A 26573-nucleotide genomic window follows, 5' to 3' on the forward strand; every position below is an offset into this window, starting at 1 on the left:
GGTTATACGAAATTAAAATTTCACATTCAAGATGAAATCGGAATGAAAAACTTTTTTTGCGAAGCAACTCATTTAATCTTCTCAGTCCGATGAAATTTTGCATTAACAAGTAGTAAACCAAGCCGCTTAGCTCACAAAAAGAAATCATGAAAAACCAATAAATGAATTATTTGTTCTTTTTATGAAACAAATGAAACTATAAATTTAAACTTTGCGGGGCAATATGCATTGCTGACAACTCTGGGTTTCAATACGGTGATTTCGTTATATAGTGAACACCACGATGAAGCACTCAACTAAGCGGCTTCTTTATAATTTCGACAGGTAATTTGCTATGAACTCATCTTTTTTGGTTACACCACAATGGCTGGCAGAACATATTGATGATACCAACATCGTTATTCTGGATGCCAGAATGTCACCGCCAGGATTAATTCCCAAAAGAAATATTCAGGCCGAGTTTGAGCAAGGGCATATTCCCGGAGCTGTTTACTTTGATATTGATGCAATTGCAGATAGCAGCACCGATTTGCCTCATATGTTGCCATCTCCACAAGTATTCAGTGAGATGGTCGGCCAATTAGGGGTCAGTGACCAGCATACCTTAGTCATTTATGATGATGGCAACCTATTTTCAGCACCGCGGGTTTGGTGGACATTCCGTATCTTCGGTGCCCCAAAAGTATATATACTGGCCGGTGGTTTTAGTGGATGGCAACAGGCAGGTTTTGCATTAGAAAGCGGTCCAACATTCCCAACACCGCAAACCTTCAACGCAACATTCAATGATGCTGCTGTCAAAAATGTTCATGAGGTTTTAGCCGCACTGGGAAACAATGAAATACAGATTTTAGATGCTCGTCCAGCCGGCAGATTCAAAGCTCTGGAACCAGAACCTCGTCCTGGATTGCGTCTTGGCCGCATCCCCGGCAGTATTAATGTGCCTTGGGGGAGTATGGTTGAGAATGGTAACCTGAAATCACCACAAGAACTGGAAGCTATTTTTGCCGCCCAAGGGGTGGATTTAACCAAACCCATTATTACCAGCTGTGGTTCAGGTGTTACAGCTGCGGTCGTTGCTCTGGGATTAGCTGCTGTCAATGCACCGTCTGTAGCACTGTATGACGGTTCTTGGGCTGAATGGGGTGCTTCTGATTCGCTCCCAATCGATAGCACTAAGCTGTCATAAAATAACTCAAATAGCGACCAGGCTACGGACACCCTCAAGCTCCATATCGGTACCGTGACCTCGCTGGACAATTTTGCCGCGAGACATCACCAGATAGCTATCCGCCAGCTCTGCGGCAAAATCATAAAATTGCTCAACCAACAAAATAGCCATATCCCCTTTGGCTGCCAGTGTCTTGATAACTAAACCGATCTCCTTAATAACCGAGGGCTGAATGCCTTCTGTGGGTTCATCAAGAATGAGCAAACGAGGTTGGCAAGCCAGCGCCCGCCCAATGGCCAGTTGTTGCTGCTGTCCGCCCGATAAATCACCGCCACGGCGATGTTTCATTTCCAGCAAAACGGGGAAGAGTTGATAAATATGTTCTGGCACAACCTGACTTTGTGAACCGGAGAAGCGGGAAAGACCTAACAGGATGTTCTCTTCTACTGTTAATCGGGGGAAAATTTCCCGCCCTTGTGGCACATAGGCAATCCCCTCTTTAACTCGCTGATGGGGTGATTGATGGCTAATATCTTTCCCCTCCCAAGTAATGGTACCGTTCTTGGCTGGTACTAGCCCCATCAGGCATTTCAGTAATGTTGTTTTACCCACACCATTACGGCCCAATAAGCAAGTTACCTCACCTATGGCTGCCTCGAATGACAAGCCGCGCAAGATATGGCTTCCACCATAATATTGATCAAGTTCATTCACTTTCAGCATATTTTGCCCTTAAATACCCAGATAACGAGATATGAAAAGAAAGCGGCGCAACCGCTGTGAATCAAGGCGCGATCCCCCGAAGTTTGGTCAACCCAAATAAGGGGAGGCAACGCAGAGTCAGAGCGGTTCAGCGCCCTAAATACACCTCTATCACCTGCTCATTTACCTGCACCTCGGCTAGAGTTCCCTCAGCTAACACTTGCCCCTGATGTAATACGGTGACATGGTCGGCAATGGTCTCCACAAACCCCATATCATGCTCCACCACCATCAATGAATGCTTCCCAGCCAATTGGTTAAACAGCTCGGCGGTATAAGCCGTTTCTGCATCCGTCATCCCAGCGGCTGGCTCATCCAACAACAGCAAATGTGGGTCTTGTACTAATAACATCCCAATTTCAAGAAACTGTTTCTGCCCATGAGATAACAAACCTGCGGGCCGCTGACGCATATTACTTAGGCGCAGCATAGTTAACGTTTCATCAATTTGATCCCGCTGTTCACTGTTTAACTTAGCGCGCAAACTGGCCCAAACAGTTTTGGTGCTTTTTTGGGCCAGTTCAAGATTTTCGAACACACTCAACGCTTCAAATACTGTCGGTTTTTGGAATTTTCGCCCAATCCCCGCCTGAGCAATTTCAATTGTATTCATAACAGAGAGGTCATGGTGCTGGTCGTACATCATCTTGCCACTCTGTGGGCGAGTTTTACCGGTAATGACATCCATCAGCGTTGTTTTGCCTGCACCGTTTGGGCCGATAATACAACGCAGTTCACCGACGCCTATTTGCAGAGAAAGGTTCCTCAACACCTGAAAACCATCAAAACTGACATTGATATCTTCCAGAGCCAGTACCGGGTCCCGCTGCTGACGGTACTTATCCGCTGCATGCTGTACCACACCGGGTTCCTGAGCAATAATTTCAGGGTAAATCAGTTGTTCTGTGATTTGAAATCGACTCATTTGTCTTTTCCCCGTCTCAGCAAGCCAATAACCCCTTTAGGTAAGAACAACGTCACTAAAATAAAGATCAAACCGAGGAAGAATTGCCAGTATTCAGGCATTGCCATGGTGAACCAGCTTTTTGCACCATTGACAATGCCAGCCCCCAGTACCGGTCCAATCAAAGTGCCGCGCCCACCTAACGCAACCCAAATTGCAGCTTCAATGGAGTTAGTGGGTGACATTTCGCTAGGATTAATAATACCAACCTGCGGCACATATAGCGCGCCCGCCAAGGCACACAACACGGCTGATAATGTCCAGATAAACAGCTTGAAACCTTTAGGATCATAGCCACAGAATGTCAGGCGGTTTTCAGCATCGCGCACCGCGGTCAGTATCCGACCAAATTTGGTTCGCGCCACGGCAAACCCGAGAGCCAAACTGGCAATAAGCAGTGCGAGTGTTGCCAAAAATAAGGCAATACGTGTGGAGGTTGCTGATACCGAAAAACCCAACATAGTTGTAAAACCGGTGAAACCGTTATTGCCACCAAAACCGGTTTCATTGCGGAAAAATAGCAGCATGCCGGCGTAGGTTAATGCCTGAGTCATAATGGAAAAGTAGACACCTTTTATTTTGGAGCGAAAGGCAAAGTAACCAAAAATAAAAGCCAATAAACCGGGCACCACTACAATCAAGCACAATGCCCAAATAAAATATTGGCTACCACTCCAAAACCACGGCAATTCAGACCATGAGAGAAAAGACATGAAAGCGGGCAAACCATCACCAGCAGCTTGCCGCATCAGGTACATTCCCATGGCATATCCCCCTAGGGCAAAGAATAAGCCATGACCGAGAGATAATAATCCGGCATAGCCCCACACCAGATCTAATGCAATGGCAACCACTGCATAACACAGAATTTTACCAACAACAGTTAATGTATATGTCGAGATAGCCAGTGGGTTATCCGCAGGCAGTAATGCCAAAAAAGGAAGAATAATCAGTAAAATAGTGACTATACCTGCTAATGACAGACTAAGGATTGGGGCTTTCTTCGCCAAGGTTATCGCCAAAGGTTGATTCATTAGTCACTCACCCTGCCCTTGAGGGCAAACAGACCTTGTGGTCGTTTTTGAATAAACAAAATGATCAGCACTAAAATCAATATCTTGCCCAGCACTGCACCGATCTGCGGTTCCAGAATTTTATTTAGCATGCCCAACCCCAAAGCGGCCACAACACTGCCAGCTAATTGCCCGACCCCGCCAAGCACCACCACCAGGAAAGAGTCGATGATATAACCCTGCCCTAATTCCGGGCCGACGTTCCCAAGCTGCGATAGCGCAACGCCACCCAAGCCAGCAATACCAGACCCTAATCCAAAAGCCAACATATCGACTTTCCCAGTTGCTACCCCGCAACACGCGGCCATTGCACGGTTTTGTGTCACTGCCCGCACCTGCAATCCAAGGCGAGTTTTATTCAGCAATAACCAAGTGAGTAGCAAAACAATCATAACGAAAGCGATAACGGCAATCCGATTCCACGGTAGAACCAGATTAGGTAAAAGTTGCACTCCACCCGATAGCCAGGCAGGGTTAGCCACTTCCAAATTTTGCGCGCCAAAAATCATCCTTACCCCTTGAATAAGCATCAAGCTGATCCCCCAGGTTGCTAGCAGGGTTTCTAGTGGGCGGCCGTACAGATGTCGAATCACGGTTCGCTCTAAAGCCATACCAATTCCGGCGGTAATAAAGAAAGCAACCGGTAAAGCAACCAATGGATAGAGTGCCAACCAATGTGGAGCAAGTTGTTGAAACAGGGATTGCACTAAATAGGCGGAGTAGGCTCCCAGCATCAACATCTCGCCATGAGCCATATTGATAACGCCCAATAACCCATAAGTGATGGCTAATCCCAGCGCGGCTAGCAGTAAGATAGATCCCAGCGACAACCCGCTAAATACCTGCCCGATCACCTCTCCCACCATCAATCGGTTTTGCACCTGTTTTAAACTACTGGCCGCCGCAGCACGTACCTGTGCATCAGGCTCAACCTTGGCATCAGTTAAGTTTTGCAGCCGTGATTGAGTCTGCGGTGAGCCAGATTGCCCTAACAGTTGTACGGCATTTAACCGTATTTGCGGGTTGCTGTCGGTCAGTTGTAAATTTGCCAGCGCAATGTTCAGCGCTTCTTTGACTTTGCTGTCAGTTTCTAATTTCAAACGCTGATTAAGTAGCGGCAGTTGATCACTTTGCGCCTGCTGCTGTAATTCCTGTGCCGCATTTAAACGCACAGATACATCGTCACTGACCAGCCGTTGAGCCGCCAAAGCATTGGCAATCAAAATACGTAACCGGTTGTTGAGCCAGATTTTCTTCGGTACGTCAGTGGGTTGTAACAGCCCCTCTAAAGGGATGAAAACCTGATGATTCTGGACAAAAACCTGCCCAGCACTGTCGATCACTAACGTTTCTTGTTTAAGCGCTTGTAATAATGCTAAACGACTCGCATCCGGTTCTGTTGCCCATTGCTGCAACATCGTGGCCTGTTGCGAACGATTAGCCGCAGCAAAATCATGAGCTGGCCCTGCCATCGCAAATGTCGACATGCCTAATAGCAGGCACAGCATCGCCCTAAGCAAATCATTGGCCGTTCTACTCCAAACAGGAATTAACGATTTCATAGGCCCACTCATTACGGATAGGTGGCAAAAAAGAACCGGAGGCAGCAACATCTAACTGACTCCGGAGAGTAGGCGCTACTGGGTAGTTTTCACTGGATGATCCGGTTTTTTGTCATTTCCGGCGATAAATGGGCTCCACGGCTGAGCACGGATAGGGGCATCCGTCTGCCACACCACATTGAACTGCCCATCAGCTTCGATTTCGCCAATCATCACCGGTTTATGTAAATGGTGATTGGTCTTATCCATGGTTAAGGTAAAGCCGGAGGGTGCTGGATAGGTTTGCCCAGCCATTGCGGCGCGCACTTTATCCACATCAGTTGATTTGGCTTTCTCCACCGCCTGCGCCCACATATGCATGCCAACCCAGGTTGCTTCCATCGGGTCATTGGTCACGGCGGTATCAGCATTCGGCAACTTGTGAGCTTTGGCATAAGCTTTCCATTGCTCAACAAACTTTTTATTAGTTGGATTATCTACCGATTGGAAGTAGTTCCACGCCGCGAGATTGCCCACTAATGGTTTAGTATCAATACCGCGAAGTTCTTCTTCTCCCACGGAGAAAGCAATGACTGGCACATCAGTGGCTTTAATGCCCTGATTGGCTAATTCTTTGTAGAAAGGAACATTGGAATCACCATTGATGGTGGAGATAACCGCAGTTTTACCATCAGCTGAGAACTTTTTAATATTACTCACGATCGTTTGGTAATCGCTATAGCCGAACGGGGTATAAACCTCCTCGATATCTTTATCCTGAATACCTTTACTGTGCAGGAACGCCCGTAAAATTTTATTGGTTGTTCGCGGATAAACATAATCAGTACCTAACAGAATAAAGCGCTTCGCCGCACCACCATCTTCACTCAATAAATATTCCACTGCGGGGATAGCTTGCTGATTTGGTGCCGCGCCGGTGTAGAAAACATTCGGTGACATCTCCTCACCTTCATACTGTACTGGGTAAAAAAGTAAACCATTAAGCTCTTCAAATACGGGCAAAACTGATTTACGAGAGACCGAAGTCCAGGCACCGAAAACAACCGCGACTTTATCTTGTGTTAATAATTGCCGTGCTTTTTCGGCAAATAACGGCCAGTTAGATGCCGGGTCAACAATAACCGGCTCAAGTTGTTTACCTAATACTCCACCGTGCGCATTGATATCATCAATACTCATTAACGCCATATCTTTCAGGGGCGTTTCAGAAATAGCCATCGTGCCGGACAACGAGTGTAAAATACCCACTTTAATAGTATCAGCGGCCAGTGTGCCAAAAGCCACACCCAGACTGACAACCGAAGCTGAAAGCGCAAAAACCTTAATTAAGTTACGATGTTGCATAGCGTTAACCTCTGGTCGTTGAGTAAAAACACACAAGATTGAATGACTCTGCGCAATCGCCGTGCCAGTTTTATATCTTGATGATTTAATTTAACATTATAAATATTTCGACCAAATAGCCTGATATACAGCCTAATTATCTGCACCATTATTGCGCAACAAACGAGCACATATAGTGCAACACAGAAAGGGGAGAGATATAAAGAAAAGACTAACTGAGATAGGCTAATTTAAAAATAGAGTGAGGTTATCTCGTTAATTAACGAAAAACAGGAATAGCAAATTGCTACTCCTGCTCTTTTACTGGCAATCAATATCCGATTTTATATCGACATGATTATTTCTATTTTTTAGGTCCACGTATACGTAATGTCAAACCCTTAAGGAAATAGCGCAATACCTGATCACCACATGGGCGGAAGTTTTTGCTGCCTTCTTTACGGAACAAAGCATTTAACTCAGGTTTGGATACTGGAAACTCGACGGCGTTGAACACATCATGCATATCGGTGTCTTTCAATTCAAACGCCACACGCAGTTTTTTTAGCACGATATTATTAGTGATAACTGGCTCTACCGCAGGTGCCGGGAACTTGTCATCTTTACCGCGCCTAAAGAAAATCAGGCCATTGAGGAAATGTGCCATCACCAGATCAGGGCAATCCTGATAACCGGCTTCATCTTCTTTTTTAAGAAAATTAACGACATCCGCATTGTCCACTTCAAAGTCAGCCAGCTTAATGATTTCAGTTATCTTGGTATCGTTTACGTTAAGCATATAGCGAACACTACGGAGCACATCGTTGTTGATCATATTACTGCCCTATTCCTATTATTTAGATTAGACGTGTGCGAATATCGCAAGAAAAACAAAAATCTTCTTTAACGTCTAGCGGGCAGTATTGTATAGATCCACGCTAATTTTCTCAATGTAAATCTGATTGATGATAAAAATACAGCAGAAATAAAACATCATGAAGTATAATTATTAATTAGCTATTTTTAGTAAAAAATAAATTAAGGCAAAACATAAACAAACACTTACCTTAATTATTAGAATATATATTAAACTTTAGATTTAATATTATTGGCTGGCTGATAAAGTGTAATTTCCTCACCAACAATATATTTCTTTCGTAAAGTAGCGGAAACTTTATCCATAATCATGACAATAACCACCATGATTAATGTAATAAACATCACGACATCCCAATTCCATAAGCGCATATTCTCAGCATAAACTAAGCCGATCCCTCCAGCCCCAACAAAACCTAACACTGCGGCCGACCGGGTATTGGATTCAATCTGATAGAGGCTTAGCGCTAAAAAAGTGGGGAAAGACTGAGTGAAAATACCAAAACGCTGTTTTTGCAAAGCATTGGCTCCCATGGCGGTCAAACCACGATTAGGTGATTTATCTACCGCTTCATGTCCTTCTGCATAAAGTTTACCGAGCAACCCCATATCTTGCATAATAATCGCCAACACTCCAGCAAGTGGCCCCATACCCACTGCACGCACAAAAATCAGCCCCCAAATCGCCATATCAATGCCACGAAAGATATCCAAGAAACGTCGCACGACAAATGAAATAAGGCGTAAACTCGGTGTCGACATCACATTTCGCGCAGCCAGGAATGACAGGGGTAAAGCAATCAGAGTGGCAGTGAGTGTTCCGGCAAACACAATGGCTAAAGTAATAAAAATCTGGCCAAAGTAATATCTAAATGGCCAATTGACAAAGTCATGCCAAACAAACATGCGCAAAAAATATCGGCTTATTTGCTGGCTACCATTTACAAATGCCTGCCAGGGAATGCCAAAGGTTTTGAAGAAAAAAAGGTAATATAAAAAAATAGCTATCCCAATGATAGTAACCCATCTGATATAGCGTTTTTGCTGTAAGAAAATCTGCGGATGCTGTCGCTTCAGTGTAAAGAGCTGCTCTGCGGTTAGATTATTATTTAGCATTATGAAACCCCTTCCACAACTCGCTTGCGTAATTTGCCGGATGTGTAATCCAACAGCGAAACCACGATAATAATCAGCAGTAGTGTCATACTCACCTGATCATAGCGATCCAATTTTATTGAGGTCATTAACTCCTGACCGATTCCCCCCGCTCCCACCAAACCCAAAATAGTCGATTGGCGAAAATTAATTTCCAGCCTCATAAAACTATAAGAAAGAAATATGGGTTTTACTTGTGGCCAAAGTGCAAAGCGCATCCGTTGCAATTTACCCGCTCCACAAGCAGCGAGGCCGCGAACAGGTTTATCAGATGCGGTTTCCAATGATTCGTAAAACAACTTGGTTAAGCTGCCAATAGTGTGTAAGGCCAGCGCCAAAAAACCGGGAATCGCCCCAATTCCAAAAGCCATGACAAACATTACTGCCCATGCTAATTCTGGCATTGTGCGTAAAAAGGCGACAAAGGTCCGGATAGATAATCTCAACCATGATGGGATTTGAGTATTATTCGCCGCCAAAAAAGCCAGAATAATGGCAACCATTACCGATAAAATTGTTGACGCCACAGCCAATTGCAGTGTTTCCCAGATTAGCGGTAACTGAATCGGCAGACGATAGCCCCAATAAGCCAGTGAGCCTTCCGTATGACCATCCGCCAATAGTTTATGCCAATGGAGTACGGGGATAGTTTCAACCAGATAATCAAAAAAATGCGGAATAGAAATAAAAACAGTATGTAAATTAAACTCAGCAATACTTCCCGCACCAAGATAGATAATGACCAGCGTCAATGACCAAATCAACGTTTCACGTTTCTGTTTAGCGCGAACCCGCTGATAGTAATGGTTGAAGTCCGTATTCAAAATTAGCCACCACCTAAAAAATAGCTCCGGCAAGCCAGAGCTAAACTATTTTTATCCGCAGAGCCGACTTAGCGGTCGCCTTTGGTTAATTCGCGCTTCATATCAATGATTGTTTGATATTCACTTAGTGATGTCTCACCAATATGTTGTTTGCCGCCCATTGCTTTGATAAAGCAGGCGTGATCTTCTTTATCCAGTTTTTTAACCGCGGCTACGAGTTGTGCTTTAAATTCAGGTGGCAATGCGCCACGGACTAAAATCGGGCCATTAGGAATAAGTGGAGATTCCCAGATAATACGGATCTGTTTCATTAAATCCGGGTGATCCATCCTAATCATGCGGGTGAATGCGCCACTGGTATAACCGGTATTGTAGTCGCCGATCATTGATGCCCATGTTACTGCACCGTCAAATTGACCGTTAATAACACCCAGAATATCCTGCTCATGGCCACCAGAGAATGTCACGCTAGAGAAGAAATTGTTATATTTGTTATCGACTGTCCCGCCTAATTTCTGTTTAAAGACTTGATTAGGGATCAAGAAACCTGAAGTTGAGTCTGGATCAGCGAAACCAAATGCTTTGCCCTTTAAATCTTCAATTTTCTGATAAGGGCTATCGGCTTTGACGACTACAACTGAGTGATAACCGCGCGACTTGTCAGTATCATCAATAGCAATACCCACGATATCGACGGCTTTAGGATCTTTAATATAAACAGAAGCAAAAGAGGAGGGAGACATACTTAATACCAAGTCAATCTTCCCACCAAGTAAACCTTGAATCACCCCTGAGTAGTCAGAAGCGTTATGCAAATTAGTTTTAACGTTTAATTCTTTATCCAAGAATTCTTTGACACACATATTATCGCCAATTTGCTGTGTCGCATTCTGTCCACCCAGAATACCCAAATTAATTTCTTTTGGCGCATCCGCTGCCGTAGCATTAAATACCATCATACTTGCCAATAATGAGGTAAGACAAAGTACTTTTTTCATTAAAATAACCTATTCTGATAAAGGGATAAGTGGGAATTAATGCAAAAGCTCAGTTGATTCATCGCTATATATATCCTGAATAATAGTGTCATTCAGCATAGAGGGATGTCCGTCAAAAATGATCCGTCCATGAGCAATACCAATGACTCTGGTACAATACTCTTTTACTAAATCGACAGAGTGTAAGTTAACGACGACTGCAATATCGTCTTCACTTATTTTCTGCAATGTATTCATAATGCGCGTGGTGTTTTTGGGGTCCAAAGAAGCGACGGGCTCATCAGCCAATAATATTTTGGGGTTTTGCATCATGGCACGACAAATAGCTACTCGCTGCATTTGCCCACCCGAGAGGTTTTCTGCACGTTGCAAGGCATGTGGCAGCATATTAAGCCATTGCAACAATTCGATTGCCCTGGCGCGATCCTGGTCTGCAAAAATTTTAAAAAATGATTTTAGTGTGGAGGTATAACTGAGGCGGCCTAATAAAACATTAGTCATAACATCGAGGCGCGGAACCAAACAGAAATCTTGAAAAATCATACCACATTTGGCTCGCCACTTTCTCATCTGCTTGGTTGTCAGAGCAGCGATATTCTGGGTCTCACCATTGTCATGGTAATTAATAATTTCACCAGCACTGCTGGGAATAGTACCATTTAAAACATGCAATAATGTCGATTTACCGGCACCAGAACGGCCAATTATTGCGACAAACTCACCTGCGTGAAGCTCAAAATTAATATCATCCAGAACTCTATGCTGTGACTTATACGCTTTAACTAAACCTTTAACAGCAAGTACCTTTTTACGCGATTCTGACACCGCAGCTGGATAATCAGCCACAGTGAATTTACGTAACGCCTGGCCCATGTCATGTCTCTCAGATTGCCTGTAGTCATGAGCCATTAACGAATATTTCTATTGCATATTGATGATAGTTTTATGAGAGAAAGGTGACAAAATTTAGCCACCTTCCTATATTTTGATAAGTCTGTATTTCTTGATTAATGCTAATTTCGCCAGTTAATAATTATTTAAAATTACTGTGAAAGCATTTAAATAACCTCTAACTTCTCAACTTTCGGTAGACAAATAACACAACCAGCGAGCCGATAACCGCCACCACAAAGCTGCCAAAGTTAAACCCATCAACCTTGCCCATTCCAAAGAAAGTACTGATATAGCCACCAACCAGCGCACCCACCACGCCGAGGATTATAGTCATAATAAAACCACCACCATCCTCTCCTGGCATAATCCATTTAGCCAAAATACCGGCGATAAGACCAAAAATAATCCAAGATAGTATGCCCATAAGCACCTCCATAAAATTAAAAATCACTGATAGCAGATTTACCTACTTCACTCATTACAAATTTAACATTACAGCCTAAAACTGCTATCGTCATTGTTAAGTTAAGACCCGAATAACAAAATCTGCAAATCAAATTGGCCATATTCAGACGAAATTAAATAACAGATTCACGCGGTGAAAAAATATGATTAACTCCGTGTTGTTGCAGCTTTTTCAGCAAATCATACCCACCATTCGGAGCACTATGGGCGAATTCTCTTTCACTGGCAAAAACAGGGCTAGCCCAATATATATTAACCGGGTCATCTTGCTGAAGAGGCAATATTAGGCTATCAGCATTGTCATAAAGCTTTGATGATAAAATATAGCCTTCATACCCTTGAGGAGCAACTTCTGACTCCAAGGTATGCCCTTCCCCCAGCCAGGTTATTTTGCCCCAGGGTACATGAGCAAAACCGGCCAGTGCGCTAGCCATATGAATAGCATTGTCCTCATTAACATATTGGCTATCAATCGCTATAGCCATTTCGAAACGCCGGTATTTAGTCGCATCGTCATTGAATAATATTTCAACCCATGGCTGAGGGCGAATACTAACCCCCAACGTCAGAAAATAATATATTCCCTCTTTTTCGTGTTGTGAGATAGCCATCGGCGGCCACTTACCTTGATCGATGGCATAATATTTTATCGCAGGGCCGAAATGTTGTTCATAGCACTGAATATATTCGGCCTGTAACGCAGGCCAAGGGTTCCCTTCTTCCTGCTGCCAGGTTCGCCAAAATTGGCGTGTATTTTGAGCACGAGCATATTGTGTATTGGTGGAAGCTGAACCCAGCGGTAATGTTAGTGGATTATCTTTAATACAACTGGCAGAATAACAAACCGAGTGATCAATATATAAACTCCAACCGGGAATAATCGCCAGTAATTGCCCCTGATACCATAATGCTGCGCCATCATCACTTTCTGACCAGATAATTGAAATAAACTGCGCATCAAGTTCAGCCTCACCGGCCACATTACGGCAAAACTCGGCAGCTAATCGCGGAGCTAATCCTTGTTCCAGGGCGACATTATCAGCCGATATTGGCGCTGCAACCAAATTTCTCACCCAACAAGCGCGAACAGGAAAACGCTCTTCAAACGCCTCTTGCGGATAAATATAGAAATACACTACCCGCTGGTCTTGTTGCACCACGGCTACTAATGTCTGGTTTTCATTACTGACTTCGGCCAGTACCTCAGATTCTTTCATATCGCCTCAACTGTATCGGCAAAGGATTTCAGGCTAAACACGCTATATTGCCTGCCGTAAAATAAGTCTATTAGCGAGATACACATAACCTTATGCTAATAACTCTATACTGAAAAATGTGAAAAAGTGACTATAAAAACTCAGTGATAGTGTAAAACGACTTATCTCTTTAAATCATCAGCAAAAGTCTCAAAAAGTCTCAGTAGCAACATGAATATCTAGACACATATTTTTATAATTGATTCAATATCTTCCTTTAGAGGTTGGCTCTAATGATGGAGTATGACCTAAAGATTAATAGCCAATAGTAGATAGTCTACTGCCTGCTTTCACGCTAAAATAGAACCATTATTTTTTCGTAGAATAGAAGGCTGATATGGCATATATACCGAAGAACTACGCGCGGTTGGAAAGTGGGTATAGAGAAAAAGCGTTGAAGATTTTTCCGTGGGTTTGCGGTAAATGTTCACGAGAATTCGTTTATTCCAATCTGCGCGAACTAACTGTTCACCATATCGACCATGATCACAGTAATAACCCCGAAGATGGCAGCAATTGGGAGATGTTATGCCTTTTTTGCCATGACCATGAACACTCCAAATATACCGAAGCAGACCTCTATGGCTCGACAGTGATTGCTGGCGATGATGCACAGAATGATCAGGGAGTTGCCACCCATAATCCATTCGCTAACTTGAAGTCTTTGATGAAAAAATAGGGCTATCTGGCCGTGACACCTGGAACGGCCAATATGACATCATGAGGGTTCTGCGTGTGCTCGCTAGAAACCCAATAGCTGTCGGTATGAGCGACTTTCTTGTTGTTCTGCCAATAATCCTAATCTATCAGCTAAATCTCGGCATTCAGCCTTGAGATTATCAAGCACCGAAGCATCATCAGTCATAATAGCTATTTCAGCAAAATCACCCAATCCCGCCAGGTTATCAACCGTGACATGAAATTTTCCAATAAAATAGATACTACGTCGTTTCTCCAATGTAAACGCCGGCTGATAACCTAATGTTGACAACATACTCTGCACTTTATCGATATCTTCAATATTAGCCGCTTCGCAACGTTCGGCACCCGGCCCTTTAACTATCCACAAACGAATACCTGATGGATTCATTTCTCGTAAAACCATACTTATTTGCTTAGCCGCTAAATCACCGCTATTCGCTTCCAGATAGATATCTTTTTCATGATTATCGACGGTAAATGCAATTGCTTTATGCATAACTAACTGATTATGCAATTGAGCGATATCCGATACCTGAAACTTCAACTCAACCTCATATTTACCAACAAAATGCTCACTCATAAAATGCCTTATTAATCCGTGTCATAATCAAATTAGATCCTATACTTCATAGTCTGAGGGTTAAAAATTATTATTGTGACACTCATCAAATTAGCGTCCGCATTAGCCATGCTAAACCGTGCGCTGCACAAATAACAATAAAAACGCTAATGACGTGGAAAGTTTCACAAAATTAATACAATGATAGGGATATGCTTGTATGAAACAATCTAATGATAAAAAAACTCAAACCTTGTTAACTCAGTTACAGCATATTGTTGGCGCACGCTATTTATTGACTGGCGAACGACAAACTGAACGTTATCGTACCGGTTTTCGATCAGGAGCAGGGTCTGCCCTCGTTGTGGTATTTCCTTCTACATTGTTGCAACAATGGCAGTTATTGCAGGCCTGCGTAGCAGCCGACACTATCGTTATCATGCAAGCAGCGAATACTGGACTGACCGAGGGTTCAACTCCTAGTGGTGATGATTACGACCGCCCTATTGTCATATTGAATACATTACGCCTCAATCAAATTCAGTTACTCAACGATGGTAAGCAGGTTATTGGCTTTCCCGGTAGTACTTTGAATCAACTGGAAAAACGCTTAAAACCTTATGACCGCGAACCCCATTCAGTCATTGGTTCTTCCTGCATCGGTGCTTCTGTTATCGGTGGTATTTGCAATAACTCAGGCGGCTCATTGGTTCAAAGAGGCCCTGCCTACACCGAAATGGCACTATATGCGCAAATCGATGCACAAGGTGAGTTGCAATTAATTAATCATCTAGGAATTAATTTAGGCAATACGCCAGAGGAGATTTTACAACGTTTAGAACGGGGTAAATATCGGGCCAGCGATATTGTTCAAGGGACACAGCAAGCATCTGATCATGAATATGCTACGCGAGTGAGAGATATTGATGCCCCCACCCCATCCCGTTTTAATGCTGACCCAAGACGCCTATTTGAAGCATCTGGATGCGCAGGTAAATTGGCTGTGTTTGCTGTTCGCCTGGATACATTCCCCAGTGAAAAACAGCAGCAAGTTTTTTATATCGGCACCAACCAGACTCAAGTATTAACAGAACTGCGGCGTGCTATTTTACGCGACTTCAAACATTTGCCTATTGCTGGTGAATACATGCATCGTGACATTTTTGATATTGCGGAGGTGTATGGCAAAGATACATTTGTCATGATCAACAGTATGGGCACCAATAATATGCCACGTTTTTTCACCTTAAAAGGCAAAATTGATGCGCGCCTGAGTAAAGTTCCGTTTCTGGTTGATCACTTAACTGATCGGATCATGCAAGGTTTTAGCCAGGTACTCCCCAACCATTTGCCAAAGCGGCTTAAGAGTTATCGTAATAGATATGAGCATCACTTGATGTTGAAAATGTCAGGTCAAGGAATTACTGAAGCCCAGCAATTTTTAAAGGAGTTTTTTGCTACTGCGGAAGGCAATTTTATTACCTGTACTGCCGATGAGGGTAAAAAAGCTTTTTTACATCGTTTTGCTGCGGCTGGGGCCGCCGTTCGCTATCACGCAGTTCATGCCGATAAAGTTGAAGACATTCTCGCGCTGGATATTGCTCTACCACGTAATGAAGAGCAGTGGTTTGAAACTCTACCAGCTGAAATAGACCAATGTCTGGTTGCCAAACTCTATTATGGACACTTTTTGTGCCATGTTTTTCATCAAGATTATATTGTGAAGAAAGGAGTCGATACGCACGCCTTAAAACAAAAAATGTTGGCTCTTCTGAATGATAAAGGAGCGGAATATCCAGCCGAACATAATGTCGGGCACCTCTATATCGCCAAGCCAGCTTTAAAGGCTTTTTATCAACAGATAGATCCAACCAACAGCTTTAACCCTGGGATTGGCAAAACGTCAAAACTTAAATATTGGCAGACAAAATAACGCTACCAGTAATGGGTATGGTTTGAATCAGAAAAATAAGCATTATCCGAATTGCAGCATCATAGCGTATGGATTCTTCCAGACAAACTATAGTCATAGTCTACTACCAACTAAGGTTGGTATGACTAGTAAACGTTATTTTTTCATCTTGATGACTGGGAGAACAAATGAAAATAATACTGTGGATTATTGCGATCATTTTTATTGTAGGCTTACTGACCATTACTGGCGTATTTAAACTAATTTTCTAATTTTTATCAGTAATATGAGCGCTACTTATTAAATATTATAGGCAGAATTTGCCAGTCACTCGCAAACTCTGCCTTTCTATTATCAATTGCTGTATTTATTCGGATACCTGAGCTAATCGGCCTTGAGCATCTTTTTGCTGGCGATAGCTTTTTGCAGCTCCGGGGATGGGGGCGGCCTTGCCCGTTTCCATCCAACTGCGCAGGCGGTTTGCATCTGCAAAATGGGTATATTTACCAAAAGCATCCAAAACAACCAGTGCAACAGGGCGGTTACCAATAACGGTACGCATTGCCAAACAGTGCCCTGCCTGATTGGTAAAACCGGTTTTAGTTAGCTGGATATTCCATTTATCGTTATAAACTAAATGGTTAGTGTTTCGGAACGGCAACGTGTAATTTGGCTCTCGGAATGTTGCCATTTTCTCGGTCGTAGTGCTTAGCTGACCTATGAGTGGATATTGCTTGGTCGCTATCAATAATTTAGTAAGGTCACGCGCTGTCGAAACATTATTAATCGAGAGACCGGTGGGTTCGACATAGCGCGTTTTGATCATTCCTAGTGATTTAGCTTTTGCATTCATCGCCTTAATAAAGGCGTTATAACCGCCGGGATAATGATGAGCCAGACTTGCTGCGGCACGATTCTCCGACGACATTAGCGCCAGCAACAACATATCTTTGCGGCTAATTTCACTGTTCACTTTAACCCGTGAAAATACACCTTTCATTTCTTTGGTTTGATGGATATCGACTGAAATAATCTCATCAAGCGGTAATTTAGCATCTAATACCACCATTGCTGTCATCAATTTGGTGATGGATGCGATCGGCACGACCTCATCTGCATTGTTAGCATAAATCACTTTATTCGTTTGTAAATCAACCACCATAGCGCTCCCCGAGGCCAGCTCAAGAGGGGCTTTACCTTTAACTTCACTGGCTCCACCACTCGCTATCGCGGTAGGAACAACACTGATACTGGTAGATAAAAGCAAGAAACTTAATAGTGCAAAACGGATTTTCACATGCATGTTCATCAGCTTAAATAGGTTATCTGGGGCCATTGTGGTTGATCTGGCGCATTATAAATTACAGTAATGCACCGCGCACCACACATTCTTAAAATGATTGTTACAAAGATTAAAGCTGACTAATCGCTGCTCAGCGGTAAACATTTACGTAAGTAAATACAGCCAACTTCAATATTAGTCTATAATGCCAACAGAAATATTCAGATAAACCTAATTAACAGGTGTTTATATGGGAACGACAATTTTTGGTATTCTTTTCGGTGTATTTTTAATCGCGGCTGGTTTAGCGGACATTCATGATGAAAATCTGGCATCTCTGACATTTTGGGTGGATGCATTGCTGATTTTTGTTGGTGCAGTATTCCTATTGGGTATTGCGAAGTTTATCGGTCGAAAGAAAAAGTGAATGGGCAAAAGTAGAATGCAATTATTATTTCTTAACTAATAATTTGCATAAAATGGTCATAATGAGAAGGATCTTATTGATGAAAACCTTAGTTAATACATCTATATTGTTTATATGTTCGACTGTAGGAGTGAGTGCTGTATCCGCCAATGAAATTACCCTATGGCGCGAGCCAGCCCCTATTGTAAAAGAGGGAAGATATTACAGCCTGATTGTTGACCGCGGTGAACTACAGAAGGCTGTTAAAGATAGCAATAATGAGTATCTCTTTGCAGAAAAGGGTAATTCTACCAAGCCATTAGTGTTAATTGGTACCCCTATTGAAGTTTCAGAATTTCTGATTAAAAACCAAACTCGTGGCATTGAAAATCATATTAAAGAACTGCCTGATATTTATATAGGTATTACCGATTATGTGCCACGGCAGCGATTTACTGGCTTATTTCCACTACATGATTTATTGAGTAAATCGGTTGAGCAAATATCAATATTTCTACCTGGCTCGGTGGTAACTGATACCGCAGGTATTCCTGTAGATATAAAAGAAATGTATGACGTTATTAAAAAGCTAAAACATCAGGAAAAGGCTGATGGTAAGCTACTTTACGTAAAATTCAGTTATCTCCCGGAAGAAGGGATGAAAAAAGTGGGTAGGAAAACTATCAGCTTCGGCAAAGTCCTTAAACAGATGCAGGACAAAAAACAATAAATTCACAGAGAAAATACGCCGTTGCCAATATCTTTAGCTGGTTTATAGGCAACGGTATTTAGCCATACTTATACTCGAATACGAGTAATAGCTAATGCAATATCTTTTGAGGTTTTTAATGCGCGGATTTCACTGAATAAATCCGTGGCTTCAGTATATTCTTTACGCAGATACCCCAGCCACTGCTTGATGCGGGCAACATGATACAAACCCGTATCGCCCTGCTTCTCTAATTGCACATACTTTTGCAGCAATGTGACCACTTCCGGCCACGGCATACGCGGTTCGTTATACTTCACTACACGGCTCAAATTCGGCACATTCAGTGCGCCACGGCCTAACATCACAGCATCACAACCCGTGACTTTCATGCACTCTTGTGCACTCTGATAATCCCAAATTTCGCCATTGGCAATCACCGGTATGGCCAGGCGTTGGCGAATTTCACCTATTGCCTGCCAGTTAATACGTTCTGCTTGGTAGCCATCTTCTTTGGTGCGGCCATGTACCGCTAATTCCGTTGCACCTGCTTGTTGCACCGCATCAGCAATTTCGAACTGGCGTTCACCCGAATCCCAACCTAAACGAATCTTTACCGTTACGGGCAGATGGGCCGGTACAGCTTCACGCATCGCTTTCGCGCCTTGATAAATCAGCTCAGGATCTTTTAATAATGTGGCCCCACCGCCACTGCCGTTAACCAATTTAGAAGGGCAACCGCAGTTTAGATCCACACCGTAAGATCCCAGTTCAACTGCTCGAGCGGCATTTTCCGCTAACCACTGAGGATATTGGCCTAACAATTGGATGCGCACCTGAGTGCCAGACGAGGTTCGGCTCTGTTGATGAAGTTCAGGGCAGAGGCGGTAGAATGATTTTGTAGGCAATAGCTGATCGACCACCCGTAAGAACTCGGTGATACAAAGGTCGTAATCATTGACTTCACTAAGAAGCTCGCGCACCAGTGAGTCCAATACCCCTTCCATTGGTGCCAGTATTACCCGCATATCATTTATCCTACTTCCTTATTTCAACCACAGTATAACGGTAAAAAAGACCGGCAATGATACGGGGCAAGCCGGGGTTAAGACAAGGAATAACCCTGTAATGGCATGGATACAGATGAAAAAAAACCGCCTCCAAAGAAGCGGTTTTATCAACGAATACAGTTTAACTTATTCGCCTGGTTTACGGCTACGGCCACGTGAAGACGGGCCTGCCGGGCGGCGTTGACCATCAGCCTGGCTACGTGGGCGGCTGGTGCGGCTATCGCCACGACCTGCTGCTGCGCCACCATTTTGTGGGCGGCCGGCACTGCTACCACGACCCATACCAGGGCGTTGTGCTCCGCGACCTTGGCGGCCATTTTGAATCGGATCAGCTTTAATGCTCGGGTCCGGCTCATAGCCATCCAGCGCAATGCGTGGAATTTCACGTTTCAGTAAGCGCTCGATATCACGCAACAGTTTATGTTCATCAACACAAACTAAAGAAATCGCTTCACCAGTACGTTCCGCGCGGCCAGTACGGCCAATGCGGTGCACGTAATCTTCCGGTACGTTTGGCAGTTCATAGTTAACCACATGAGGTAACTGATCAATATCCAAACCACGAGCGGCGATATCAGTCGCGACCAGTACACGGATTTTGCCGTCTTTAAAATCAGCCAATGCACGAGTACGTGCGCCCTGACTCTTGTTACCGTGAATAGCGGCGGCAGTAATGCCGTCTTTATTCAATTGTTCAGCCAAATGGTTAGCACCATGTTTGGTGCGGTTGAACACCAATACTTGCTGCCAGTTACCTTCGCCAATCATCTGAGACAACAGCTCGCGTTTGCGGTTTTTGTCCACAAAATGAACACTTTGTGCAATTTGTTCAGAAGCGGTGTTGCGACGCGCCACTTCAACAGAAGCGGGGTTATGCAACAGCTTGCTAGCCAAACCTTTAATCTCATCAGAGAAGGTGGCGGAGAACAGCAAGTTCTGACGCTTAGCTGGCAGTTTTGCCAAAACACGGCGGATATCGTGGATAAAGCCCATATCCAGCATACGGTCGGCTTCGTCCAGCACTAAAATCTCAATCTTGGACAAATCAACAGCGTTCTGATGTTCCAGATCCAGTAAACGGCCCGGAGTGGCGACCAAAATATCAACACCACCACGCAATTTCATCATCTGTGGGTTAATGCTAACGCCACCAAATACCACCAGCGAACGCAGCTTCAGGTATTTGCTGTAACTCTGGACGTTTTCGTCAATCTGCGCAGCCAGTTCGCGAGTCGGCGTCAAAATCAACGCGCGCACCGGGCGACGGCCTTTAATTGGCTGTTGGTCCTGACTCAGCAGTTGCAACAATGGCAAAGTGAAACCAGCGGTTTTACCGGTACCGGTTTGTGCGCTGGCCATTAAATCACGGCCTTCCAGTACCACAGGGATTGCCTGACGTTGAATTGGCGTCGGCACAAGGTAGCCCTGCTCTTCAACAGCACGCAGGATGTCGGCGTTTAAACCGAGAGAATCAAATGACATATTACGAGAAGCTCCAGATCTTCCCAATCCCGGCGATATCGTCAGGTGCAGTTTCAAGGGAAGATTATCAGACGAGGCATGAATTGAGGCATTACCACGAGGATTGGCACAAACTGCAGTGCACCATTGCGGCTGATTATAACAGATGTTTAGCAGGAAAAGGGATATTTACACGTTTCTTAAGATTTTTATTAACTCAAACATCAAGAAAATTGATTTATTTCTATCGATTAACCCACTTGCGATCACAAAAACAGGGCGAATTCCGGCCATAACTTTACATATTCTCAGTAGCGGCCTAAAGTTAATCATATGATTGATTTATTATTTAGCTATTACTATTATTAGCATAAATTTTATTCATCTCTCCCCCTGCAGGGGAATTGTACTGAGTTTGGAGCCTATGTCCCATTCCACACCTCACAATCTGACACCAGCAATACCTGTCACCTCTCGCGGTGAACAAGCCCGTCAACAACTGATACAAGCGGCGACCGAGTTGTTCGGCGAACAGGGTTTGAAAGGGGCTACCACCCGTGAGATTGCTCAACGGGCTGGCCAGAATATTGCCGCGATTACCTACTACTTCAATTCTAAAGAAGGTTTGTATCTGGCGGTGGCACAACAAATTGCAGATTTTATCCAACAGGCTTTCGCGCCATTGGCATTGGAAATTGACCAATTTCTGCTGCTACCGAGCCAGGAACAAAGCCCGGAACAGCAGTTGCATTATATCCACCGCGGCTTATTAGAATTCAGCCACTTAATGACACAGCCAGAAACGCTAAATATCAGCAAAATCATGGCGCGAGAGCAACTTTCCCCCACAGATGCATACCCGCTAATTCATGCTCAGGCTATTTCTCCCTTACATCAAAAAATGAATTTATTGCTGGCAGCATTCATTGGTGCAGATGCAAGTGCTACAAAAACCATTCTTCATACTCATGCATTGATTGGTGAGGTGCTGGCTTTCCGTATGGGGCGAGAGACTATCCGTCGACAAGCAGGGTGGCTGAAAATCGGCGAGTCGGAAAGTGAGATGATTAATCAAGTACTTATCGAACATATTGACCTATTGCTTTATGGGCTGCGGACTAAAACATTAGGGTGAAATCGCTGACCTGGTTGTCATAAAAATCGGTAACAGATAGGGAGCATTATGAATCGCAAGAAGATTATAGTGGCCGTCGTTATTGTCGCTCTGTTGGCGGCAATAGGTTACGGATGGAGTTATTATCGCCAACAACAAGACGCCACATTGACGTTATACGGCAATGTCGATATTCGTACCGTGAATCTGGGCTTTAGAGTCAGTGGCCGGCTAGCCTCTCTCGCGGTCGATGAAGGCGATAAAATTCAGCCGGGCGAAGTGTTAGGAAAACTGGATGATGGCCCTTATGTCAACGCCCTCAAACAAGCGCAGGCGAATGTACAAAGTGCACAAGCTCAGTTAGCGTTACTCAAAGCGGGCTATCGGGAGGAGGAGATTGCCCAGGTCAGGTCTGAGGTTTCCCAGCGTGAGGCTGCATTCAGTTACGCTGACAGCTTCCTCAAACGCCAACAAGGGTTGTGGGCTAATAAAGCCACTTCAGCTAACGAATTGGAAAATGCCCGTACCGCGCGTAATCAGGCTCAAGCCAATCTGCAAGCATCGAAAGATAAGCTGGCTCAATACTTAAGCGGTAACCGCCCGCAAGAAATTGCGCAAGCCGAAGCAAATCTGGCGCAAAGTGAAGCTGAATTGGCGCAAGCCCAGCTCAACTTGCAAGATACCACCCTACTCTCTCCTTCTGGCGGGACAGTACTGACACGCGCAGTTGAGCCTGGCACCATTCTATCTGCCAGCAACACCGTCTTTACGCTCTCTCTGACTGATCCTGTTTGGGTGCGGGCCTATGTCAGCGAGCGTCATTTGGGTCAAGCGATTCCTGGGACTGAGGTCGAAGTCTTTACCGATGGCCGCCCAGATAAGCCTTATCACGGCAAAATCGGTTTTGTTTCGCCGACCGCCGAATTTACCCCTAAGAGTGTGGAAACGCCGGATTTACGCACCGACCTGGTTTATCGCTTACGTATTATCATCACCGATGCCGATGAGTCGCTGCGCCAGGGTATGCCGGTCACTGTCCGCTTTGTACAACCTTAAGGTGGTATGAGCTATGAATGGCATCCAGCATCTTATTACTTTGGAAGGTGTCGAAAAATCCTTCCCCGGACTGGAGAGTCCTGCCGTTGCCAGCCTGACCACTGAAATTCGCAGCGGGGCAGTCACCGGTTTGGTCGGGCCTGATGGTGCCGGTAAGACCACACTGTTACGAATGTTAGCAGGGTTGCTCAAACCCAGTCATGGCAAGCTGACAGTTGTGGGTCTCGACCCGGTGGAAAATGATCGCCAGTTGCATTCAATCCTCGGTTATATGCCGCAAAAATTTGGTTTGTATGAAGATTTGACGGTGATGGAGAACCTGACACTGTATGCCGATTTACGCGGTGTTACCGGTGAACAACGCCGCCAGACATTTGAGCGCCTGCTGACTTTTACCGATTTGACCCGTTTTACTGAACGGCTGGCGGGCAAGCTTTCTGGCGGTATGAAGCAAAAACTGGGGCTGGCTTGTACCTTGGTCGGCCAACCGAAAGTTTTGTTGCTTGATGAGCCAGGTGTCGGTGTCGACCCCATATCACGCCGCGAGTTATGGCGCATGGTTCATGAGTTGGCGAGTGACGGCATGCTTATCCTGTGGAGTACCTCCTATCTGGATGAAGCCGAGCAATGCCGCGAAGTTTTGCTGCTCAATGAAGGGAAGTTGCTTTATAGCGGTGCGCCGCAGGAACTGACACAGCGTATGCGTGGCCGAACTATTTTGGTCGCCGCCCAAACTGGAACTAACCGCAAATTATTACAGCACGCCTTGACGTTACCACAGGTCAGTGATGGGGTTATTCAGGGAAAATATGTGCGATTGATCCTCAAACCAGAAGTGGATCACAGTCAGGTATTATCCCTGTTAAATCAACCTAATGGCGAAATCATGGAGGCCGAACCGCGCTTTGAAGATGCCTTTATTGACTTGCTGGGCGGCGGCCCGGCCAGTGAGTCTGCTTTGGCAAAAATTATGCCCAAAGTCGAAGGTAGTCATGACGAAACAGTGATTGAAGCCCAAGAGTTAACCAAGAAATTTGGTGATTTCGCCGCCACCGACCATGTGAATTTTCAAGTAAAACGTGGCGAGATATTTGGCTTACTCGGGCCGAATGGCGCGGGTAAATCGACCACATTTAAGATGATGTGTGGTTTGCTGGTTCCCAGTAGTGGCAAGGCATTGGTGCTGGGTATGGACCTGAAAACCAGCTCAGGTAAAGCACGCCAACATTTGGGTTATATGGCGCAGAAATTTTCACTGTATGGCAACCTGACAGTGGAGCAAAACCTGAAGTTTTTCTCCGGTGTTTATGGCCTACAGGGTAAAATCCAGCGCGATAAAATTGCCGATATGACGTCAGCGTTTAATTTCACGCCGATTCTCAAACAAACACCCGATTCACTACCGCTTGGATTCAAACAGCGCCTGGCGCTGGCATGCGCCCTGATGCATGAACCCGATATCCTGTTTCTGGACGAACCAACTTCAGGTGTTGACCCTCTCACTCGCCGTGAGTTTTGGCTGCATATCAATGGGATGGTCGACAAAGGTGTGACGGTCATGGTCACCACTCATTTTATGGATGAAGCGGAGTATTGTGATCGCATCGGCCTGGTTTATCGCGGCAAAATCATCGCCGCAGGTACACCGGATGAGCTAAAACAGCAAGTTGCTACTGATGAAAATCCGAATCCATCGATGGAAGAAGCATTTATCGGATTGGTCCTGCGCTATGACCAGCAAAATGATAAGGAGCCGCAATCATGACCGAGCCACATGATTCCCATGTAAATAAATCGCCGGTAAATGAGAGTGAAACTTATCAAGACACGGGATTCTCCTGGCGTCGCTTACGGGCGCTGTGCAATAAAGAAACCCGGCAAATTCTACGTGACCCAAGCAGCGGGCTGATTGCTTTTGTCATCCCCCTATTGTTGCTGTTTATATTTGGCTACGGTATTAATCTGGATTCGAGCAAGCTGCATATTGGCATTTTGATGGAACAACAGAGCCAACCCGCACAAGATTTGGCTAACGCCTTCGCCAGTTCACCCTATATCTCGCCACAAATTAGTGATAACCGTCAGGCACTGATTCAGGCGATGCAGGCCGGTAAAATTCGTGGGCTTATTGTGATTCCCAATGACTTTGCCGAGCAACTTGCACGGCCTGAGAGTAAAGCCCCAATTCAGGTAATTACTGATGGCAGTGAGCCAAATACAGCCAACTTTGTGCAAGGCTATGCTCAAGGTGTATGGCAAATATGGCAACAGCAGCAGGCGCAAAATCTGGGGCAAAAGAATGATCCGTTAATAGAGATTCAGGTGCGTTATTGGTTTAACCCTGCTGCCATTAGCCGACATTTTATTATTCCAGGTGCCATCACTATTATCATGACAGTGATTGGCGCGATCCTGACGTCGCTGGTGATCGCCCGCGAATGGGAACGCGGCACCATGGAGGCGTTACTGTCGACTCAGGTCACGCGCAGTGAATTGTTGTTGTCGAAACTTATCCCCTATTACGTGCTCGGCATGGTCGCTATGACGCTATGTATGGTGGTCGCGGTGTTTATCCTCGGTGTACCTTATCGTGGCTCATTGTGGATATTGTTTGTCATGACCAGCTTGTTCTTAGCCAGCACACTGGGCATGGGGTTATTGATTTCGACTATCACCCGCAACCAGTTCAATGCTGCTATGGTGGCATTGAACGCCGCATTCCTGCCCGCGGTTATGCTGTCTGGATTTATTTTCCAAATCGACAGTATGCCAGCCGTTGTCCGCGCCGTGACCTATATCATTCCTGCCCGCTATTTTGTCAGTAGCCTGCAAACTCTGTTTTTGGCGGGGAATATCGGTACCGTTTTGGTGATTAACCTATTGTTCCTGATCGCATCAGCCGTGGTCTTTATTGGCCTGACAGCTTGGAAAACTCATCGTCGATTAGATTAAGTCGTCGACTCGATTAGCAGAAGGGAG

Annotated in this window: 25 protein-coding genes; 9 read left to right on the plus strand and 16 right to left on the minus strand. The window is 44.7% G+C overall.

The genetic code is table 11. The features are described from left to right. The first annotated feature begins 334 nt into the window (after positions 1-334). Complete coding sequence (gene sseA, locus QSV56_RS09495; RefSeq protein ID WP_046695290.1) at positions 335-1189, plus strand: 3-mercaptopyruvate sulfurtransferase; 855 nt, start codon at positions 335-337, stop codon at positions 1187-1189. A 6-nt stretch (positions 1190-1195) separates the two neighbouring features. Here sseA and urtE read toward each other — a convergent pair whose 3' ends face one another. The 12 genes from urtE to QSV56_RS09555 all read right to left on the minus strand — a co-directional run bounded on the left by urtE (position 1196) and on the right by QSV56_RS09555 (position 13284). Continuing rightward, positions 1196-1894: an urea ABC transporter ATP-binding subunit UrtE gene (gene urtE / locus QSV56_RS09500; RefSeq protein ID WP_019081089.1), complete on the minus strand. Its 699-nt coding sequence runs from the start codon at positions 1892-1894 to the stop codon at positions 1196-1198. Between the two features lie 127 nt (positions 1895-2021). Next, positions 2022-2858, minus strand: a complete 837-nt coding sequence (urtD, locus tag QSV56_RS09505) for an urea ABC transporter ATP-binding protein UrtD (protein ID WP_019081090.1) — start codon at positions 2856-2858, stop codon at positions 2022-2024. Further along, entirely contained in the window at positions 2855-3931 is a 1077-nt protein-coding gene (gene urtC, locus QSV56_RS09510; RefSeq protein ID WP_019081091.1) for an urea ABC transporter permease subunit UrtC, read from the minus strand. Before urtC ends, urtD begins: the two co-directional genes overlap by 4 nt. Further along, on the minus strand, positions 3931-5532 hold the full coding sequence (gene urtB, locus QSV56_RS09515; protein WP_301212128.1) for an urea ABC transporter permease subunit UrtB: 1602 nt from the start codon (positions 5530-5532) through the stop codon (positions 3931-3933). Before urtB ends, urtC begins: the two co-directional genes overlap by 1 nt. Before the next feature lie 75 nt (positions 5533-5607). Beyond that, positions 5608-6876, minus strand: a complete 1269-nt coding sequence (gene urtA, locus QSV56_RS09520; RefSeq protein ID WP_005168134.1) for an urea ABC transporter substrate-binding protein — start codon at positions 6874-6876, stop codon at positions 5608-5610. Positions 6877-7219: 343 nt separating this feature from the next. Further along, entirely contained in the window at positions 7220-7690 is a 471-nt protein-coding gene (locus QSV56_RS09525; protein ID WP_005168133.1) for a DUF1456 family protein, read from the minus strand. Positions 7691-7941: 251 nt separating this feature from the next. Next, positions 7942-8847: a phosphonate ABC transporter, permease protein PhnE gene (gene phnE, locus QSV56_RS09530; protein ID WP_046051307.1), complete on the minus strand. Its 906-nt coding sequence runs from the start codon at positions 8845-8847 to the stop codon at positions 7942-7944. Beyond that, a complete protein-coding gene (phnE, locus tag QSV56_RS09535) occupies positions 8847-9710 on the minus strand; it encodes a phosphonate ABC transporter, permease protein PhnE (protein ID WP_019081095.1) in 864 nt (287 codons plus the stop codon). Before phnE (QSV56_RS09535) ends, phnE (QSV56_RS09530) begins: the two co-directional genes overlap by 1 nt. Before the next feature lie 68 nt (positions 9711-9778). Then, positions 9779-10708 (minus strand): phosphonate ABC transporter substrate-binding protein, encoded by a 930-nt coding sequence (gene phnD, locus QSV56_RS09540; RefSeq protein WP_019082711.1) that lies wholly within the window; start codon positions 10706-10708, stop codon positions 9779-9781. A 36-nt stretch (positions 10709-10744) separates the two neighbouring features. Beyond that, the gene (gene phnC / locus QSV56_RS09545) at positions 10745-11581 is read right to left on the minus strand and encodes a phosphonate ABC transporter ATP-binding protein (protein ID WP_019082710.1); all 837 of its coding nucleotides are present in this window, start codon (positions 11579-11581) and stop codon (positions 10745-10747) included. A 196-nt stretch (positions 11582-11777) separates the two neighbouring features. Next, positions 11778-12026 carry a GlsB/YeaQ/YmgE family stress response membrane protein gene (locus tag QSV56_RS09550; RefSeq protein WP_005158887.1) on the minus strand — a complete coding sequence of 83 codons (249 nt, stop codon included), beginning with the start codon at positions 12024-12026 and terminating at the stop codon, positions 11778-11780. Between the two features lie 154 nt (positions 12027-12180). Further along, complete coding sequence (locus QSV56_RS09555; RefSeq protein ID WP_050298715.1) at positions 12181-13284, minus strand: suppressor of fused domain protein; 1104 nt, start codon at positions 13282-13284, stop codon at positions 12181-12183. 376 nt (positions 13285-13660) lie between these two features. Between QSV56_RS09555 and yajD the strand changes: the two genes are divergently transcribed. Further along, positions 13661-14002, plus strand: coding sequence for an HNH nuclease YajD (gene yajD, locus QSV56_RS09560; RefSeq protein ID WP_005158894.1), 342 nt, complete (start codon positions 13661-13663; stop codon positions 14000-14002). Between the two features lie 63 nt (positions 14003-14065). On the opposite strand, the gene cyaB is transcribed toward yajD, so the two are convergent. Continuing rightward, positions 14066-14605 (minus strand): class IV adenylate cyclase, encoded by a 540-nt coding sequence (cyaB, locus tag QSV56_RS09565; RefSeq protein ID WP_046051308.1) that lies wholly within the window; start codon positions 14603-14605, stop codon positions 14066-14068. 199 nt (positions 14606-14804) lie between these two features. Between cyaB and dld the strand changes: the two genes are divergently transcribed. Then, positions 14805-16517: a D-lactate dehydrogenase gene (gene dld / locus QSV56_RS09570; RefSeq protein WP_301212135.1), complete on the plus strand. Its 1713-nt coding sequence runs from the start codon at positions 14805-14807 to the stop codon at positions 16515-16517. Positions 16518-16863: 346 nt separating this feature from the next. Here the strand turns inward: dld and pbpG are convergent, their stop codons facing one another. Beyond that, positions 16864-17799, minus strand: a complete 936-nt coding sequence (gene pbpG / locus QSV56_RS09575) for a D-alanyl-D-alanine endopeptidase (protein ID WP_046052053.1) — start codon at positions 17797-17799, stop codon at positions 16864-16866. A 229-nt stretch (positions 17800-18028) separates the two neighbouring features. Here pbpG and QSV56_RS09580 point away from each other — a divergent pair, with 229 nt between their 5' ends. Together QSV56_RS09580 and QSV56_RS09585 are read left to right on the plus strand one after the other, a co-directional pair. Beyond that, on the plus strand, positions 18029-18205 hold the full coding sequence (locus QSV56_RS09580; protein WP_004391528.1) for a hypothetical protein: 177 nt from the start codon (positions 18029-18031) through the stop codon (positions 18203-18205). A gap of 79 nt (positions 18206-18284) precedes the next feature. Continuing rightward, complete coding sequence (locus tag QSV56_RS09585; protein WP_046051310.1) at positions 18285-18914, plus strand: hypothetical protein; 630 nt, start codon at positions 18285-18287, stop codon at positions 18912-18914. A 68-nt stretch (positions 18915-18982) separates the two neighbouring features. Here the strand turns inward: QSV56_RS09585 and dusC are convergent, their stop codons facing one another. Beyond that, the gene (gene dusC, locus QSV56_RS09590; RefSeq protein WP_046051311.1) at positions 18983-19921 is read right to left on the minus strand and encodes a tRNA dihydrouridine(16) synthase DusC; all 939 of its coding nucleotides are present in this window, start codon (positions 19919-19921) and stop codon (positions 18983-18985) included. A 168-nt stretch (positions 19922-20089) separates the two neighbouring features. After that, complete coding sequence (rhlE, locus tag QSV56_RS09595; protein WP_005158906.1) at positions 20090-21445, minus strand: ATP-dependent RNA helicase RhlE; 1356 nt, start codon at positions 21443-21445, stop codon at positions 20090-20092. Between the two features lie 403 nt (positions 21446-21848). Between rhlE and cecR the strand changes: the two genes are divergently transcribed. From cecR to QSV56_RS09615, 4 genes are read left to right on the plus strand one after another with little or no spacing between them, the layout of a single operon-like run. Further along, complete coding sequence (gene cecR / locus QSV56_RS09600) at positions 21849-22559, plus strand: transcriptional regulator CecR (RefSeq protein WP_046695297.1); 711 nt, start codon at positions 21849-21851, stop codon at positions 22557-22559. Positions 22560-22607: 48 nt separating this feature from the next. Further along, positions 22608-23594, plus strand: coding sequence for a secretion protein HlyD (gene hlyD / locus QSV56_RS09605; protein ID WP_005158910.1), 987 nt, complete (start codon positions 22608-22610; stop codon positions 23592-23594). A 13-nt stretch (positions 23595-23607) separates the two neighbouring features. After that, positions 23608-25359 carry an ATP-binding cassette domain-containing protein gene (locus tag QSV56_RS09610; RefSeq protein ID WP_046051314.1) on the plus strand — a complete coding sequence of 584 codons (1752 nt, stop codon included), beginning with the start codon at positions 23608-23610 and terminating at the stop codon, positions 25357-25359. Further along, on the plus strand, positions 25356-26546 hold the full coding sequence (locus QSV56_RS09615; RefSeq protein WP_019081105.1) for an ABC transporter permease: 1191 nt from the start codon (positions 25356-25358) through the stop codon (positions 26544-26546). Before QSV56_RS09610 ends, QSV56_RS09615 begins: the two co-directional genes overlap by 4 nt. Positions 26547-26573: the final 27 nt, after the last annotated feature.

This window comes from Yersinia sp. 22-579 (genome assembly GCF_030433455.1).
Classification (GTDB): domain Bacteria; phylum Pseudomonadota; class Gammaproteobacteria; order Enterobacterales; family Enterobacteriaceae; genus Yersinia; species Yersinia enterocolitica.